19 protein-coding genes are annotated in these 15,465 nt (G+C 69.1%); 14 read left to right on the forward strand and 5 right to left on the reverse strand.

What is annotated here, in order from left to right:
• The first annotated feature begins 82 nt into the window (after positions 1–82).
• Together BW996_RS10080 and BW996_RS10085 are read left to right on the forward strand one after the other, a co-directional pair.
• Positions 83–535, forward strand: a complete 453-nt coding sequence (locus BW996_RS10080) for an Lrp/AsnC family transcriptional regulator (RefSeq protein ID WP_037482406.1) — start codon at positions 83–85, stop codon at positions 533–535.
• Between the two features lie 82 nt (positions 536–617).
• Positions 618–1,775: a glycerophosphodiester phosphodiesterase gene (locus BW996_RS10085; RefSeq protein WP_139330825.1), complete on the forward strand. Its 1,158-nt coding sequence runs from the start codon at positions 618–620 to the stop codon at positions 1,773–1,775.
• Positions 1,776–2,051: 276 nt separating this feature from the next.
• Here BW996_RS10085 and BW996_RS10090 read toward each other — a convergent pair whose 3' ends face one another.
• Complete coding sequence (locus BW996_RS10090) at positions 2,052–3,038, reverse strand: alpha/beta fold hydrolase (RefSeq protein WP_241461979.1); 987 nt, start codon at positions 3,036–3,038, stop codon at positions 2,052–2,054.
• Positions 3,035–4,024, reverse strand: a complete 990-nt coding sequence (locus tag BW996_RS10095) for a M14 family zinc carboxypeptidase (protein WP_051631979.1) — start codon at positions 4,022–4,024, stop codon at positions 3,035–3,037. The genes BW996_RS10090 and BW996_RS10095 overlap by 4 nt, the downstream gene beginning before the upstream one ends.
• Before the next feature lie 239 nt (positions 4,025–4,263).
• On the opposite strand from BW996_RS10095, the gene BW996_RS22395 reads away from it, so the two are divergent.
• The 4 genes from BW996_RS22395 to BW996_RS10110 all read left to right on the forward strand — a co-directional run bounded on the left by BW996_RS22395 (position 4,264) and on the right by BW996_RS10110 (position 6,809).
• The gene (locus tag BW996_RS22395) at positions 4,264–4,395 is read left to right on the forward strand and encodes a hypothetical protein (protein ID WP_259373326.1); all 132 of its coding nucleotides are present in this window, start codon (positions 4,264–4,266) and stop codon (positions 4,393–4,395) included.
• Between the two features lie 455 nt (positions 4,396–4,850).
• Positions 4,851–5,366, forward strand: a complete 516-nt coding sequence (locus tag BW996_RS10100) for a methylated-DNA--[protein]-cysteine S-methyltransferase (RefSeq protein WP_037482409.1) — start codon at positions 4,851–4,853, stop codon at positions 5,364–5,366.
• 83 nt (positions 5,367–5,449) lie between these two features.
• Positions 5,450–6,325 carry an AraC family transcriptional regulator gene (locus BW996_RS10105; RefSeq protein ID WP_037482412.1) on the forward strand — a complete coding sequence of 292 codons (876 nt, stop codon included), beginning with the start codon at positions 5,450–5,452 and terminating at the stop codon, positions 6,323–6,325.
• A gap of 163 nt (positions 6,326–6,488) precedes the next feature.
• Positions 6,489–6,809: a BON domain-containing protein gene (locus BW996_RS10110; RefSeq protein ID WP_037482415.1), complete on the forward strand. Its 321-nt coding sequence runs from the start codon at positions 6,489–6,491 to the stop codon at positions 6,807–6,809.
• A 19-nt stretch (positions 6,810–6,828) separates the two neighbouring features.
• Here BW996_RS10110 and BW996_RS10115 read toward each other — a convergent pair whose 3' ends face one another.
• Positions 6,829–7,452, reverse strand: coding sequence for a glutathione S-transferase family protein (locus BW996_RS10115; protein WP_037482418.1), 624 nt, complete (start codon positions 7,450–7,452; stop codon positions 6,829–6,831).
• 54 nt (positions 7,453–7,506) lie between these two features.
• Positions 7,507–7,806, reverse strand: a complete 300-nt coding sequence (locus BW996_RS10120) for a YkgJ family cysteine cluster protein (RefSeq protein WP_051631972.1) — start codon at positions 7,804–7,806, stop codon at positions 7,507–7,509.
• Positions 7,807–7,857: 51 nt separating this feature from the next.
• On the opposite strand from BW996_RS10120, the gene BW996_RS10125 reads away from it, so the two are divergent.
• The 6 genes from BW996_RS10125 (at position 7,858) to BW996_RS10150 (ending at position 13,021) form a co-directional block, all read left to right on the forward strand.
• Complete coding sequence (locus BW996_RS10125; RefSeq protein WP_139330826.1) at positions 7,858–8,493, forward strand: UPF0149 family protein; 636 nt, start codon at positions 7,858–7,860, stop codon at positions 8,491–8,493.
• A gap of 106 nt (positions 8,494–8,599) precedes the next feature.
• Positions 8,600–8,791: a DUF2061 domain-containing protein gene (locus BW996_RS10130; RefSeq protein WP_037482420.1), complete on the forward strand. Its 192-nt coding sequence runs from the start codon at positions 8,600–8,602 to the stop codon at positions 8,789–8,791.
• Positions 8,792–8,883: 92 nt separating this feature from the next.
• Entirely contained in the window at positions 8,884–10,881 is a 1,998-nt protein-coding gene (mnmG, locus tag BW996_RS10135) for a tRNA uridine-5-carboxymethylaminomethyl(34) synthesis enzyme MnmG (RefSeq protein ID WP_037482422.1), read from the forward strand.
• Positions 10,865–11,509: a 16S rRNA (guanine(527)-N(7))-methyltransferase RsmG gene (gene rsmG / locus BW996_RS10140; RefSeq protein WP_037482424.1), complete on the forward strand. Its 645-nt coding sequence runs from the start codon at positions 10,865–10,867 to the stop codon at positions 11,507–11,509. The genes mnmG and rsmG overlap by 17 nt, the downstream gene beginning before the upstream one ends.
• A 30-nt stretch (positions 11,510–11,539) precedes the next feature.
• Positions 11,540–12,154 carry a LysE family translocator gene (locus tag BW996_RS10145; protein ID WP_037482426.1) on the forward strand — a complete coding sequence of 205 codons (615 nt, stop codon included), beginning with the start codon at positions 11,540–11,542 and terminating at the stop codon, positions 12,152–12,154.
• A gap of 36 nt (positions 12,155–12,190) precedes the next feature.
• Entirely contained in the window at positions 12,191–13,021 is an 831-nt protein-coding gene (locus BW996_RS10150) for a ParA family protein (RefSeq protein ID WP_051631974.1), read from the forward strand.
• On the opposite strand, the gene BW996_RS10155 is transcribed toward BW996_RS10150, so the two are convergent.
• Positions 13,022–14,104 (reverse strand): MBL fold metallo-hydrolase, encoded by a 1,083-nt coding sequence (locus tag BW996_RS10155; RefSeq protein ID WP_037482429.1) that lies wholly within the window; start codon positions 14,102–14,104, stop codon positions 13,022–13,024.
• A gap of 53 nt (positions 14,105–14,157) precedes the next feature.
• Between BW996_RS10155 and BW996_RS10160 the strand changes: the two genes are divergently transcribed.
• Both BW996_RS10160 and BW996_RS10165 read left to right on the forward strand, forming a co-directional pair.
• Positions 14,158–14,583, forward strand: coding sequence for a MerR family transcriptional regulator (locus BW996_RS10160; RefSeq protein WP_037482431.1), 426 nt, complete (start codon positions 14,158–14,160; stop codon positions 14,581–14,583).
• Positions 14,580–15,449, forward strand: coding sequence for a DMT family transporter (locus tag BW996_RS10165; RefSeq protein WP_037482433.1), 870 nt, complete (start codon positions 14,580–14,582; stop codon positions 15,447–15,449). Before BW996_RS10160 ends, BW996_RS10165 begins: the two co-directional genes overlap by 4 nt.
• Positions 15,450–15,465: the final 16 nt, after the last annotated feature.

Below are 15,465 nucleotides of genomic sequence, written 5' to 3' on the forward strand. Positions count from 1 at the left end.
GTCAGGAATCGTAGGAATTCCGGCCGGGAAAGTGCTGCCGATCTTTCCTGCCGAGACACGCATCCTGAGTAGAATTTTCCACATGGATGCCATTGACCGGAAGATTCTTGCCGAGCTGCAGCAGGATGGGCGCATTTCCATCACCGACCTGGCGCAGAAGGTGGGCCTGAGCCTGTCGCCCTGCCACCGCCGGCTGCGTGCGCTGGAGGCCGGCGGCGTCATCACCGGCTACGCGCCGAAGATCGCCGCGGCGGCGGTCGGGCTGCAGTTCTCGGCGATCGTCTTCGTCTCGCTGCGCGACACCAGCGGCGAGCGCGTGCAGGCCTTCGAGGAGGCGGTGCTGGGCGTGCAGGCGGTGATCCGCGCCGAGCGCCTGTTCGGCGATCCCGACTTCATGCTCCACGTCGTGACCCGCGACCTCGGCGCCTTCCAGATGCTGTACGACCGCGAGCTCTCGCGGCTGCCGGGCGTGCTGCGCCTGTCGTCCACCCTGGTGATGAAGAGCATCATCGCGGACCGGCCGCTGCCGCTGTGAGCGACTGACACGGCCGCTTCACCGCGCTGTCACCCCCGCTTTACAGAATCTCCGTCGACATCGACACGCACGGAGACCCCTCATGCGCATGCGCATCCTGGTGACTGCCGCCACCCTCTCGCTGCTGCAGGCCTGCGGCGGCGGCGACGACGACACCGCCCCGGCGCCCGCCGCCGCACCCTACAAGACCCTGAGCGGCGCGGCCCCGCTGGTCATCGGCCACCGCGGCGCCAGCGGCGAGCTGCCCGAGCACACGCTGGCGGCCTACGAGCGCGCGATCGCGCGCGGCGCCGACTTCATCGAGCCCGACCTGGTGCTCACCAAGGACGGCGTGATGATCGCCCGCCACGAGCCGATGCTCGACGACACCACCGACGTCGCGACCCGGTTCGACGCCAGCCGCAAGACCACGAAGCTGGTCGACGGCGTCTCGACCACCGCCTACTTCGCCAGCGACTTCACGCTGGCCGAGATCAAGACGCTGCGCGCGAAGCAGTCGCGCGCCGGCCGCTCCACGGCCTATGACGGTCTCTACGAGATCCCGACGCTGGCCGAGGTGATCGCGCTGGCGCAGACCGAAGGCGCCAAGGTCGGCCGCAGCGTCGGCATCTATCCGGAGATCAAGCACTCGACCTTCCACAAGGGCCTGTTCGGCGCCAATGTCTTCGAAGACAAGCTGGTCGCCACGCTGCACCCGATCTACGGCAACACCGCGACGGCACCGGTCTTCATCCAGTCCTTCGAGGTCTCGAACCTGCAGTACCTGAACACCAAGACAAACATTCGCCTGGTGCAGCTGATCGACGCCGACGATGTCAAGGACGACGGCTCGATGTCGCTGGTGGCGCCCTACCGCCAGCCCTACGACTTCGTGGTGTCGGGCGACACGCGGCTGTTCTCCGACCTGCTGACCAGCACGGGTCTGGATTTCGTCAAGACCTACGCCGACGCGGTCGGCCCGTGGAAGCCCTATCTGGTCAAGACGGTCAACGACCAGGTCGATCACAACGGCGACGGCAAGATCACGATCAACGACCGCCGCGTCGACGGCAGCACCGGCGTGATCGAGATGGCACACGCCAAGGGCCTGATGGTGCACACCTGGACCTTCCGCGACGACGCCAGCGGCTACGGCTTCGCCGACCCGAAGGCCGAGATGCAGTACTACATGAAGCTCGGCATCGACGGCGTCTTCACCGACTTTCCCGCCGCCGGCGTGGCGGCGCTGAAGGGGCTCTGAGACGGGGCCGCTCAGTCACGCCGAGCACCCGGCTCGGCATCACGGCGGGAATGGCGATGTCCATCAGCGCCAACAGGGTCGGCGCCACGTCCCGGTTGCTGCAGTCGGGCAGACGCTGGCCGGCGGCGAGCGCTCCACCACCGACTGCACCACCCAGGCGCCCTGCTGGCGCAGCCGACGGAAGTTCGGCAGAAAATGCCAGTGGCAGAAAATCTTCAAAGATTTGCGGGGCAGCTTCAGATCGACAGGCAGGCGACAGATCGACAATTTTCCAGATCAGGTCTGGCTTCTTTCGGCATGAAGATCCCGATCTGAACCTTCTCGGAGAACAAGAGAAGCAACCCTGATGCGATCCGGCGGGCAAGCGGAAACATCATGAAACGAATCGGCCCGTGACCGGAAAAAGAGGCTCGCCTGCTGAGCCACCCAGTCCGGATCGTCCAGCGGCAGGTCGTGCCCGGCCTGAGGGTGCTCGAGCAGCGGCACCTGCCAGGCCCGGGCCAGCCGGCGGCTGCAGACGGGATCGACCAGCCGGTCGCCCGCGCCGGCCAGCAGCAGCAGCGGCACCGGCGGCGCCTGCTCCGGCGCATGAAAGCGCGCCGCGGCCAGCAGCTGGCGCAGCGCGTTGCTGTGGCGCACCGGCCAGGCCTGCTGCCAGCCGACCCAGTCGTCCAGCAGCGCCTTCACGCCGGGCGAATCGGCCGCGATGCGGCTGGTCAGCGCCAGGATGGCTGCCTCGCGCTCGGGCAGCGACATCAGGCCAAGCTGGCTGCGCAGCAGCACCGGCCAGGCGCGCGGCTGCAGGCGCTGCCAGAAGGGATTGAGCGGCCGCACGCTGGTGTTGATCAGCACCATGCCGGCCAGTTCGTCGGGATGGCGCTGTGCCCAGGCGATGGCCACCATCGCGCCCAGCGACATCGCCAGCAGATGCAGCGGCCGACCGCTCAGGCCCGCCGCGCCCAGCTGCGCGCGGACCTGCTCGCGCAGCGGCTCGACCATGTCCTCGACCCGGCTCGCGCTGGTCTGCAGATGCGCGCGGCCGTTGCCGGGCAGGTCGGGCCGCAGCAGCAGCGGCCGCTCGCCCGGCCAGGCCCGCGACAGCCGCGCCGGGAAATCGCCCCAGTGGCGCGCATCGCGGCCCAGCCCGCGCAGCAGCACGCAGACCGGCTCCGTGCCCGCGCCGGCCACCGATGCACCGGCCGGCACCCGCTCATCAGGCCGGCGTGACGTCATCTCGCTCAGGTCCATCATCGATCGCCTCATGCTCGGGCTTCATGCTCCGGATACCAGTGGGCCAGCGCCGCGCGGCGACAGCGCTCGCGCTCGGCGCCCTGCGGCAGCCACAGCGCATGACCGCTGGCCGCTCGGGTCAGGAAATCCAGCCAGCCGATGTGCCGCCGCAGCACCCGCTGCTGCCGATGCGCGATCAATGGATTGAACAGGCCGTCGCGCGAGAAGAGCTGGCGCGGGTTCTTGCGCACCCACAGCCAGGAGCCCATCTCCAGCGTCAGCGACAGAAAGACCGCTCGGGCATCGCGCGCCTGCGCGCTCAGGCTCAGGTGGTCCCACAGGTCCCCGTGCGCGAGATAGAGCCGGCTCTGCGGCTCGAAGACATAGGGGTGATGCACCTGGCTGGCGTCGAGCAGCGCCTTCAGCGCGTGCAGCTCCGGCAGCCACCCGATCGGCTCGCGGCGGCAGGCGTACGGAAACCAGATCCGGTCATGCAGCCCGAAGCCGGAATGGCAGTCCACCGCCAGGCTGAAGGGCCGGCCGAGCAGCTCCTGCTCGACCACCTCGCACAGCGCCTGGCTCTCGGCCTGCATCGGCGCGTCGGCCGGACCGCGGTACCAGGGCAAGGCCGCACTCAGGCGCTGGCCGCCCACCAGGAAGGGAACGCGGCCGACGGCATCCTGCGGCGCATTGCGCATCAGGTCGACGCCCTGCGGATTGGCGCGTGTGCCCAGCCACAGCCCGCCCGGATTGACCAGCGGCATGAAGACCAGCCTGAGCGACTCCAGCTGACGCTGCTGCACCCGGTCCCAGGGCAGACGGCTCACCAGGGTGCGCAGATAGGCCAGCACCACCTCGGCACCGATGCGCTCCAGGCCATGCACGCCGCCGAACAGGCCGACCGCCGGCGCCTGCGGGTCCTCGCTGCCCATCGTCACCACCGGCACCGGAAACCGGCGCCCCGCCACCTCGACCTCGCAGGCGGTGCGAACCCGAACCCAGGGGCCGGCCTCGGCCATCAGCCGCTCCAGCTCGACCAGCGCCGCCAGTTCAAGGCGTGCCGCCTGCCGATGGACCTGATCTGCTGCCGTCACTCCGCCCTTTCCGTGCTGCTCGTTCGTGCAGCTTCTTGTATCGCCTTCGGGTCAGACAGGCTAGCAACCGGAAATGACAGAACCGCGACAGCTCGCCCACGTCACGGCGCTGACATCGGCGCCCGCCACGATCGCGCCTTTGCCCACCCGCCCAGGAGCCCGCCATGACCCGTGCCCGCCTGCCTCTCACGATGCGCGTGCTGACCCATCCTCTGTTGATTCTCGGCGCCGCGGCGCTGGCCGGCACTGTGGAAATCTTCGCCCTGTGGAAATGTCGCCGCCAGCGTCAGCGCTGAGCCGATCCGAACTGTGGATAAGTCGAAAAAAACAGCAGGTCGTGCGGCTGCCCCCGTGAGCTCATTCTGTGGACAAGCTTGTGCATAACTCTGATGATCCTGTGCACAAGCATGATAGTTCCTGTGGACAAGTTGATCATCAGACTCAGCACGTCATATTTTTTATTAAATGAAATCAATGGCTTGTCATGATTCATCTGGTTGGATTGGACAAGTCTGTGCATGACCTGAAGAGAAGCTGTGCATAGCATGGATGATCTGATGGCTTCTGGATCACGTTCTTGCAGCAGCCTGTGGATAAATTTGTGGACAAGCCTGTGAATAACTTCACCGCTCCGCTGATCTTCTCCCCGCGAACACCGCACTGCAGTCGCTGACGACAGGCGGCCATGCTGTGGATAAGATGCCGTCGCCCCTCTGCCTTTCCGACGTTTCGATCTGTCTGTAGCAACCCCATGGCGACCGCACTTCCTCCCCTGTTCTGGACCGAACTGGACACCCCGCTCGGCACGATGATCCTGGCGGCTCGAGGCCGGGACGACCGGGCCGCGCTGGCCGGCGCCTGGTTCGTCGGCCAGCGCCATTTCGACGGACCGCAGGCCGACTGGCAGCGCGACGATGAGCACCCGCTGCTGCGTGAGGCAGCCACCCAGCTGCGCGACTGGCATGCCGGCCGGCGGATCGACTTCGACCTGCCGCTGGCGCCCGAAGGCAGCGCCTTCCAGCAGCGCATCTGGCAGGCGCTGGGCCGCATCCCGCATGGCCGCACCTGCAGCTATGGCGAGCTGGCCGCGGCGGTCGGGCGCCCAGGTGCGGCACGGGCAGTCGGTGCCGCCACCGGACGCAATCCGCTGTCCATCCTGGTGCCTTGCCACCGGCTGGTCGGACATGACGGCGCCTTGACCGGCTATGCCGGCGGCATCGAGCGCAAGCGCCAGCTGCTCGCCTTCGAGGCGGCCACCGGGCGCTGACCACCCTCGGCACCCCTCATGGACGATTGATCAATAATTCAGCCATTTTCTTGATTCTGGTTCAGGCTTCAGCCCCAGAAAAAATGGCTCAGAATGACCGTCTGGCAGCCCTTCTGCCGTGTTTTCCGCTGCGTGCCGGGCCGCTGACGGCCCTGGACCTGTCCTGCGGGCCCCAGGTCCTGACCGGTTCGGGCCGTCTGCACCTGCTGCTGCGCGGCCCGGTGCAGATCGAGGGTGATGGCGAGGATGCCCGGCGCCTGCCGCGCGAGCAGTGGCTGCAGCCGGCGCTGGTCTGGCTGCCGGCCCCCGCACGCCACCGGCTGATGCCGATGAGCGACCCACCGATGCAGGTCTTCGACGTACCTGTGGATTTCGGCGAATCCGGACTGAATCCGCTGCTCGATGCGCTGCCGCCCCGGCTGGTGCTGGCGCGGCGCGATCTGCCCGCCCCGATGGGCGCCACGCTGGCCCTCATCGTCGAGGAAGTGGAAGGCCAGGGCTGCGCGCACGCGCCGATGCTGTCGCGGCTGGTGGAGGTGCTGCTGCTGCAATGGCTGCGCCATCAGCTCGACAGGATGCGCGGCAGCAGCGGCAGCCTGCTGGCCGGACTGAGCGATCCCGCACTGCGCCCGGTGCTCGATGCGATCCACCGCCAGCCGGAGCATGCCTGGTCCCTGGCGGAACTGGCCCGGCTGGGCGGCCTGTCGCGCACCGCGCTGGCCGAGCGCTTCGCCAGCGTCGTCGGCCAGCCTCCGGGCGACTATCTGCTGGACTGGCGCCTGCGCCGCGCCCGGCTGCTGCTGCGCGAAGGCCTGGGCGTGGCCGAGGTGGCCACGGCCGTCGGCTATGGCTCGGCCGCGGCGCTGACCCGCGTCTTCAGTCAGCGTCTGGGCATGGCGCCGGCGCGCTGGCGTCGAACGGATGCGGATGCCCTCAGGACCACAGATTCCGCTCACTGAATAATTGCATGTCGGTCGTGTAAATCAGGGTAAACCCTTGAACTTTGCAGAGGAGCCCCCTACTAACCCGTCATCTCGGCCGAGATTCGTTCCGCTCCCCGGGCTGCCTTTTTCCAGACAGCCGGTCGCGCGGATTCAAACGTCATACCGCATGGAGTCCCGAATGAACGCGCATACCACTGCTCTGCTGAAGAAGACCCTCTCCGCCCTGACCCTGGCGAGCGTCATGGCCCTGCCCGCAGCCCATGCCGCACCGGCTGTCGATGACGCCACCCTGAGCAGCAAGATCCAGACTGCACTGCAGCAGGACCAGAAGCTGGTCAAGCCCGAGATCAAGGTCGAGGTGCAGCCGGGTGGCCGCATCCATCTGACCGGCTGGGTCCACAACACCGATGACATCAACGAGGCCGCCTATGTGGCCAGCCAGATCGAGGGTGTCAGCTCGGTGACGACCTTCCTGCGCTCGTGGACGACCAACGACTGAGGTCGCGCCTCACGCGCGCTCACATGCCGGCCTTCGCGCTCGGCCGTTCAGCGACGCGGTCGCGCCAGGCCTGCAGATTCGGCAGCCCCTGCTCGCCGGGCTGCCAGCGCATCAGCCCGCGCACGAACTCGATCGCGCAGAAGGCGGTGATGTCGGCGATGCTGAAACGCTCGCCGGCCCACCACGGGCGCGACGCCAGTTCGGCATCGAAGACCTGAGCGAACTCGCGCAGCTTGCCGGCCTGCGAGGCGGCGAAGTCCGGGAACTGCGGCTGCTCCAGCGGCGCCAGGCCAGGGTGGCCGTGGCGGATCCAGTTCGCGATCGGCAGCAGCAGGTGGAACTCGGCACGGCGGTCGTGCATCTCGATGAAGGCGCGCTCGTCGACATCCCGCCCCATCAGGTTCGGCTCGGGGTGATGGCCTTCGATCCAGGCGCAGATCGCACGGGTCTCGCCGAGACAGCGGCCGTCGTCGAGCTCCAGCACCGGCACCCGGCCGAAGGGGCTGCGTGCCAGCAGCTCGCCCGAGCGGTTGGCGACGCCGTCGAGCGCGACCTCGACCGTCTCGATCTCCAGGCCCTTCTCGGACAGGAACATGTGGACGCGGCGCGGGTTGGGCGCGCGGCGGGTGGTGTGCAGTCTCATCACGGGTCTCCTCGGTTCGGACCGGACAAGGATGAGGCCAGGCCTCGGGGCACGTCAGTCCGCTGCGCGACGCCCGGGCAGATCAGGCGGCGGGTCCGACTGCGGACAGGTCTGATCCTCCAGATGCCCGAGCCAGCGCAGCGCCTGCTCGCGGCTGCTGCCGCACATGTCCTCGTCTGGCTGCAGGCCGCCACAGACCGCCGGGCGCTCCGGTCGGCCGAACAGGCGGCAGCGCAGTTCCTCGTCGAGCTGCACGCAGGGCACGCCCGCCGGCTTGCCGTCCGGCATGCCGGGAATCGGGCTGGAGATCGAGGGCGCGATGCAGCAGGCAGCGCAGCGGGGGCGGCATTCCATGGTGATCCGATCGTGCCACACTGCGACCTCCCCTTCAGCGAGGCCAGACCCGTGAAATTGCCCCAGTACAACCCTGCCATCGACAACCCGCCGCTGACCGAGCAGGAGATGGACGAGCTCGACGAGCTGCTGTCCTTCATCGAGGCCGACGATGCGGTCGCCGACATGGAAAGCCTCGACGGCTACCTGACCGCGCTGCTGCTGTCGCCCGCGCTGCCCGAGGCCGATGTCTGGGTCACGCGCGTCTGGGGCGGCCAGGATCCCGCGCAGGCGCCCTTCGGCAGCGGCAAGCAGACCAAGAAGGTGGCCCAGCTGGTGCTGCGCCATCTGGCCTCGATCGACCGCCAGCTGCGCGCCGATCCGGAGGCGCTGGAGCCGCTGTTCGGCATCGCCGAAGTCGAGGCCGAGGACAGCGGCGAGGTCCAGGAGATCGTCGATGCCGAGCTGTGGTGCATCGGCTTCCTGCAGGGCACCGCCATGACGCCGGAGCACTGGAACCGCATCTTCGATGACGCCGAGCTGGCCGATGCGCTGACCCCGATCGTGCTGCTCGGCAGCGATCCCGAGACGCTGACGCCGCAGCAGCAGGAACTGGTCGGCTCGCCGGAAGGCCGCGACACCCTGAGCCGCCAGGTGCCGGAGGCCATCGCCGAGCTGGCGCGCCACCCGCTCTGCACCAAGGCTTGAGCGCATCTATCGCAGCCATTTGATAGTCTCATCCAATGATGCAGGTCGGCATGGGAAGATGCCTCCATCGCCATCCCGCCCGCATCACCAGGACAAGGAGACCCTCATGGCCAAGTCAGCGACCTTCGGCGTCATGCACATCGGCATCGCCTTCGGTGTCAGCTACTCGCTGACCGGCAGCTGGACCATCGCCGGCGCGATCACCTTCGTCGAGCCGGTGGTCAACACCGTGGCGCACTACTTCTTCGACCGCTGGTGGATGCGGCGCGAGGACAACAGCGAGATCGTCACCGCCTGAGGCCACCCCGATGCTGACGCGGAACGCGGTCAAACCTAGAATAGAAGGTTTGTCCGCGCGCCCCGCGCGGGCCCCATCTCAGGGAGCCCGTGATGCTCTACCCCCAGGAATTTGACGTCATCGTCGTCGGCGGCGGCCACGCCGGCACCGAGGCGGCACTGGCCGCAGCCCGCATGGGCTGCGCCACGCTGCTGCTGACCCACAACATCGAGACCCTCGGCCAGATGAGCTGCAACCCGTCGATCGGCGGGATCGGCAAGGGCCATCTGGTCAAGGAGGTCGACGCGCTCGGCGGCGCGATGGCGCTGGCCACCGACGAGGGCGGCATCCAGTTCCGCACCCTCAACTCGAGCAAGGGCCCGGCCGTGCGCGCCACCCGCGCGCAGGCCGACCGCATCCTCTACAAGGCCGCGATCCGCCACCGCCTGGAGAACCAGCCCAATCTGTCCATCTTCCAGCAGGCGGTCGATGACCTGATGGTCGAGGGTGACGGCGAGGGCGCGCGCGTGGTCGGCGCGGTCACGCAGATCGGCATCCGCTTCAAGGCGCGGGCGGTGGTGCTGACCGCCGGCACCTTCCTCGACGGCAAGGTCCATGTCGGCCTGCAGAACCATCCGGCCGGCCGCGCAGGCGACCCGCCGTCGGTGAGCCTCTCAAGCCGGCTGAAGGAGCTGAAGCTGCCGCAGGGGCGCCTGAAGACCGGCACGCCGCCGCGCATCGACGGCCGCTCGATCGACTTCTCGAAGTGCGAGGAGCAGCCCGGCGACCTCGACCCGGTGCCGGTGTTCAGCTTCCTCGGCTCGGCCGACCAGCACCCGCGCCAGGTGCCGTGCTGGATCACGCACACCAATCTGCGCACGCACGAGATCCTGCGCAGCGGCTTCGACCGCAGCCCGATGTTCACCGGCGTGATCGAGGGCGTGGGCCCGCGCTACTGCCCGTCGATCGAGGACAAGATCAACCGCTTCGCCGACAAGGACTCGCACCAGATCTTCCTGGAGCCCGAGAGCCTGACGACGACCGAGTTCTACCCGAACGGCGTCTCGACCTCGCTGCCCTTCGACGTGCAGCTGGCGGCCATCCGCTCGATGCCGGGCCTGGAGAACGCCTACATCACCCGCCCCGGCTACGCGATCGAGTACGACTACTTCGACCCGCGCGAGCTGCAATCGACCTTCGAGACGCGGGCGATCCAAGGCCTGTTTTTCGCCGGCCAGATCAACGGCACCACCGGCTACGAGGAAGCCGCCGCGCAGGGCCTGTTCGCCGGCATCAACGCCGCGCTCAAGGTACGCGAGCAAAGCCCCTTCACGCTGCGCCGCGACCAGGCCTATCTGGGCGTGATGGTCGACGATCTGATCACCAAAGGCGTGACCGAGCCCTACCGCATGTTCACCAGCCGCGCCGAGTTCCGTCTGCAGCTGCGCGAGGACAACGCCGATCTGCGCCTGACCGAGCTGGGCCGCGCCATCGGCCTGATCGACGACGCGCGCTGGGACGCCTTCAACCGCAAGCGCGACGCCATCGCCCGCGAGACCGAGCGGCTGAAGTCGACCTGGGTCTTCCCCACCATCCTGCCCGCCGAAGACGCCGAGCCGCTGCTGGGCAAGGCGATCGAGCGCGAGTACAGCCTGGCCGACCTGCTGCGCCGCCCCGGCATCACGCACGCCACGCTGACCCAGGTGATGCAGATCGCCGACCGGCACCGCGCGAATCCGGCACCGGAACTGATCATTTCACGTGAAACGCTCCGGGCCCAGCTCGGCGCGACGCTGGCCGACGCGGTGATCGAGCAAGTCGAGATCGCCACCAAGTACGCCGGCTACATCGACAAGCAGAACGACGAGGTGCAGCGCGCCAGCCAGTACGAGCATCTGAAGCTGCCGCCGGAGCTGGACTACGCGCAGGTCACCGCGCTGTCCTTCGAGGTGCGGCAGAAGCTCGACCGCCACCGCCCGGAAACGCTGGGCCAGGCCTCGCGCATTTCGGGCGTCACGCCGGCGGCCATCTCGCTGCTGCTGGTCCATCTGAAGAAGAACCGCTTCCGCGGTTTCACCCCCCAAGGAGCCGGCGATGTCGATGCGGCCTGAACTTCTGCGCGGCGCCGAGGCGCTCGGCTGCACGCTCGACGATGCCCAGGCCGATCGCCTGCTCGGCTACCTGGACCTGATGGCGCGCTGGAACAAGGTCTACAACCTGACCGCGCTGCGCGACCCGGCGCAGATGCTCACCCACCACCTGCTCGACAGCCTGGCAGTGGTGGCGCCGCTGCGCCGCCACCGCGCGCAGGCGGCGGGCGCCGACACGCTGCTCGATGTGGGCAGCGGCGGCGGCCTGCCCGGCGTGGTGCTGGCCGCCACCGACCCGGCGCTGCAGGTGACCTGCGTCGACGCGGTGCAGAAGAAGGCGACCTTCGTGCGCCAGGTCGCCGCCGAGCTGCGCCTGCCCAATCTGCAGGCGCTGCACGCGCGCGTCGAGACGATCACGACGCAGCGCTGGCCGGTGATCACCGCGCGCGCCTTCGCCTCGCTGCCCGACATCGTCGCGCTCACCCGGCCGCTGCTGGCCGAGGGCGGCGTCTGGATGGCGATGAAGGGCCAGCACCCGGCCGACGAGATCGCCGCGCTGCCGGCGGACATCGAGGTCTTCGCGATCGAGCCGCTGGCGGTGCCCGGCCTCGGCGCCGAGCGCTGCATCGTCTGGATGCGGCCGCGCTGAGCGCGCGTCCGCACCGATCGGAGCCACGCCATGCACGGCATCGCCGACTTCTGGGCCTTCTGCGCCGCCATCGTCGTCTTCCTGGCGCTGCCGGGGCCGGGCACCTTCGCGCTGCTGGGTGCGACCTCGAAAGGCGGCTTCAGGGCGGGCGCAGCGGCCACCTTCGGCCTGATCCTGGGCGACCAGATCCTGCTGTGGCTGGCGGTGGCCGGCGTGGCGGCGGTGCTGGCAGCGCATCCGGCCTGGTTCGAGGCGATCCGCTGGGCCGGCGCCAGCTACCTCGGCTGGATCGGCTGGAAGCTGCTGCGCGCCCGCGCTGGCGAAACCGCCAGCCCGGTCGAGATCACGCCCGGCCGCTACCTGCGCCAGGCGCTGCTGATCACCGTGCTGAACCCGAAGGCCATCGTGTTCTACATGGCCTTCTTCCCGCTCTTCATCGATCCGGCCCGTCACCAGGGCCTGCCGACCTACGCGGCGATGGCGCTGACGATCGCGCTGATCACCGCCGTCTGGTGCCTGACGCTGTGCGCCTTCGCCGAGCGCATCGCCGCGCGGGTGCGTGCGCATGCGCGCGTCGGGCTGGCCTTGCAGCGCCTCGCCGGCCTGTGCATGATCGGCTTCGGCCTGCGCCTGCTGCGCAGCTGAGGCCACCACAAGAACTCCATTCCTCTCCCACGACCCATGGCACGCATCTTCTGCATCGCGAACCAGAAAGGTGGCGTCGGCAAGACGACCACCACCGTCAATCTGGCCGCCGGCCTGGTGCGCATCGGCCAGCGCGTGCTGGTGGTCGACCTCGATCCGCAGGGCAACACCACGATGGGATCGGGCCTGGACAAGCGCGCGCTCGAGGCCACCGTCTACGACGTGCTGATCGGCGCCGCCCCGGCGGCCGACGCGATCCAGCATGTCGAGCGGGTCGGCTACGACGTGCTCGGCGCCAACCGCGAGCTGGCAGGCGCCGAGGTGGAGCTGGTCGAGATCGATCAGCGCGACCGGCGGCTCAAGCTCGCGCTGGCCGAGGTCCAGGACGACTACGACTTCATCCTGATCGACTGCCCGCCTTCGCTGAGCCTGCTGACCCTCAACGGCCTGACCTGCGCGCACGGCGTGATCGTGCCGATGCAGTGCGAGTACTTCGCGCTGGAGGGCCTGTCGGACCTGGTCAACTCGATCAAGCAGGTGCACGCCAACCTGAACCGCGAGCTGCACCTGATCGGCCTGCTGCGGGTGATGTTCGACCCGCGCATGACACTGCAGCAGCAGGTCAGCGACCAGCTGCAGGCGCATTTCGGCGACAAGGTCTTCAAGACCATCATCCCGCGCAATGTGCGCCTGGCCGAGGCGCCGAGCTACGGCCTGCCCGGCGTGATCTTCGATCCGACCGCCAAGGGCTCGATCGCCTTCATCGAGTTCGCGCGCGAGATGGTCGAGCGGGTCGGCGTGCGCAGTGGCCAAGCCCCCGCAGCCCCTGCGCCGACGCCGGCTGCCGCCCGGCGCAGCAAGGCCTGATCAGGCCGGCACGAAGCGCCAGACGCCATCGGCGCCGCGCAGCCGGCGCAGATCGCCCGCCAGCCACAGCGCATGCAGATGCGCGATCGCCTCGCCCATCGCGAAGGTGGTCTGGTGCAGGTCGAGCGCACGCCGGAACAGCACCGGCAGGATGTCCGAGGCCGAGCACGGCGCCTGCGCGCAAGCGCGCAGCACGTCGGCCAGCCGCTCCTCATGGTGCTGCTGCAGCTGCGCGATGCGCTCGTGCAGGCCGCGGAAAGGCTTGCCGTGCGAGGGCAGCACCAGCGTCATCGCCGGCAGCCGGCGCATGCGCTCGAGCGAGGCCAGGTAGAGCGGCAGCGGATCGGCCTCGGGCTCCAGGTCGATCACGCTGACATTGGTCGAGATGCGCGGCAGCACCATGTCGCCGGAGATCAGCAGGCCCAGCGCCTCGCAGTGCAGGCTGATGTGCTCGGGCGAGTGGCCGTGGCCGGCGTGACAGGTCCAGACATGCTCGCCGATGCGCAGCGCCTGGCCCTCCATCAGCCGGCGGAACTGGCCCGGCACCTCCGGCACCATGCTGCCGTAGTAGTTGCCGCGCTCGCGCACCTTCTGCTGCGCCACCGGATCGACCAGGCCGTGGCTGCCGAAGAAGGCCGCCGCCGCCTCGCCGCCAAAGCCGGTGGTCTGGCGCGAGGCGGTGCGCGCGGCGTTCCAGTCGGTGGCGCTGATCCACAGCCGGCAGGGCTGCTCGGGCGTGCTCCAGCGCGCGGTGATCCAGTGCGCCAGGCCGATGTGGTCCGGGTGCATGTGGGTGACGATGACGCGCAGCACCGGCAGGCCGTCGAGCCCCTCGGCGAAGATGCGCTCCCAGGCCTGGCGGGTCAGGTCGCTGGTGATGCCGCAGTCCACCACCGCCCAGCCCTCGCGGCCGTCGGGGCCGGCTTCGCGGTCGCGCAGCAGCCACAGGTTGATGTGGTCGAGCGCAAAGGGCAGCCCCATGCGCACCCAGCACACGCCCGGCGCGATCTCCAGCGTCGTGCCCGTGTCAGGCAGCTGGTCACCGAAGGGATAGGAGAGCTGATGTTCCAGCGGATTGGCCATGGAGAACTCCGGGCTAGACTATGACTTACGTTAACGTCAACGGCAGTGTATCCATGACCTCCCCCGCCCGAGATGTCGCGCCGGCGACTTACACCATCAGCGAACTGGCCGCCGAATTCGACATCACCCCGCGCGCGATCCGCTTCTACGAGGACATGGGCCTGCTGAACCCCTCGCGCGACGGACGCAACCGCATCTACTCGGTGCGCGACCGCACCCGGCTGAAGCTGACGCTGCGCGGCAAGCGCCTGGGCCTGAGCCTGCAGGAGATCCGCCAGCTGGTGGACATGTACGAGTCGCCTTCGGACACGGTGCAGCAGCTCACCGCCTTTCTCGCCATCCTGCAGACCCACCGCGACCAGCTCTCGCAGCAGCTCGAGGACATCCGGGTCACGCTCGAGGAGATCGAGCAGCACGAGGAACGCGCCCGCTCGCTGCTGGCCGAGGCCAGCCGCAGCGAGCCCGGCACGCCCGGATGAAGCCGCGCGACCTGCTCGACCTGACGCTGCTGGCCGCGCTCTGGGGCGGCTCCTTCCTGTTCATGCGCTATGCGGTGCCGGACTTCGGCGTGGTGCCGCTGATCTGGCTGCGGGTCGCAGTGGCCAGCGCCTGCCTGCTGCCGCTGCTGCTGATCAAGGGCCAGATGGGCGCCCTGCGCCAGCGGGCCGGCGCGGTGGCGGTCATGGGCCTGTTCAACTCCGGCCTGCCCTTCCTGCTGATCGCCTGGGCGACGCTGTCGATCACCGCCGGCCTGGCCTCGATCATGAACGCGATGACGCCGATCTGCACCGCGCTGATCGGTGCGCTCTGGCTCGGCGACCGGCTGGACGGGCGCCGCGGCCTGGGGCTGCTGATCGGTCTGGCAGGCGTCGCGCTGCTGGCCGCCGACAAGGCCGACTTCCGCCCCGGCGGCTCGGGCTGGGCGATCGTGGCGATGCTGCTGGCCACCCTCTGCTACGGCTTCGCGGCCAACCACACCCGCCGCTATCTGCAGGGCGTGCCGGCGCTGGTCAATGCCACCGGCACGCAGCTGGTGTCGGCGCTGGTGCTGCTGCCGCTGGCGCTATGGAGCTGGCCAGCTCGGTCGCCCGGCCTGGGCCCGTGGCTGGCCGCGCTGGTGCTGGGCGTGGCCTGTTCGGCGCTGGCCTATCTGCTGTTCTTCCGGCTGATCGCGCGGGTCGGCGCGAGCCGGGCGGTCACGGTCACCTTCCTGGTGCCGGTGTTCGGCACGCTGTGGGGGGCGCTGTTCCTGGGCGAGCCGGTCACCGCGTCGATGCTGGCCGGCGGCGCCGTGGTGCTGCTGGGCACCGGGCTGGCCACCGGCGTGATCGGCGGCCGGCGCTGAGGCTCGTCAGCGCCTC

The sequence above is a fragment of the Sphaerotilus natans genome, from assembly GCF_900156335.1.
Classification (GTDB): Bacteria; Pseudomonadota; Gammaproteobacteria; order Burkholderiales; family Burkholderiaceae_C; genus Sphaerotilus; species Sphaerotilus natans.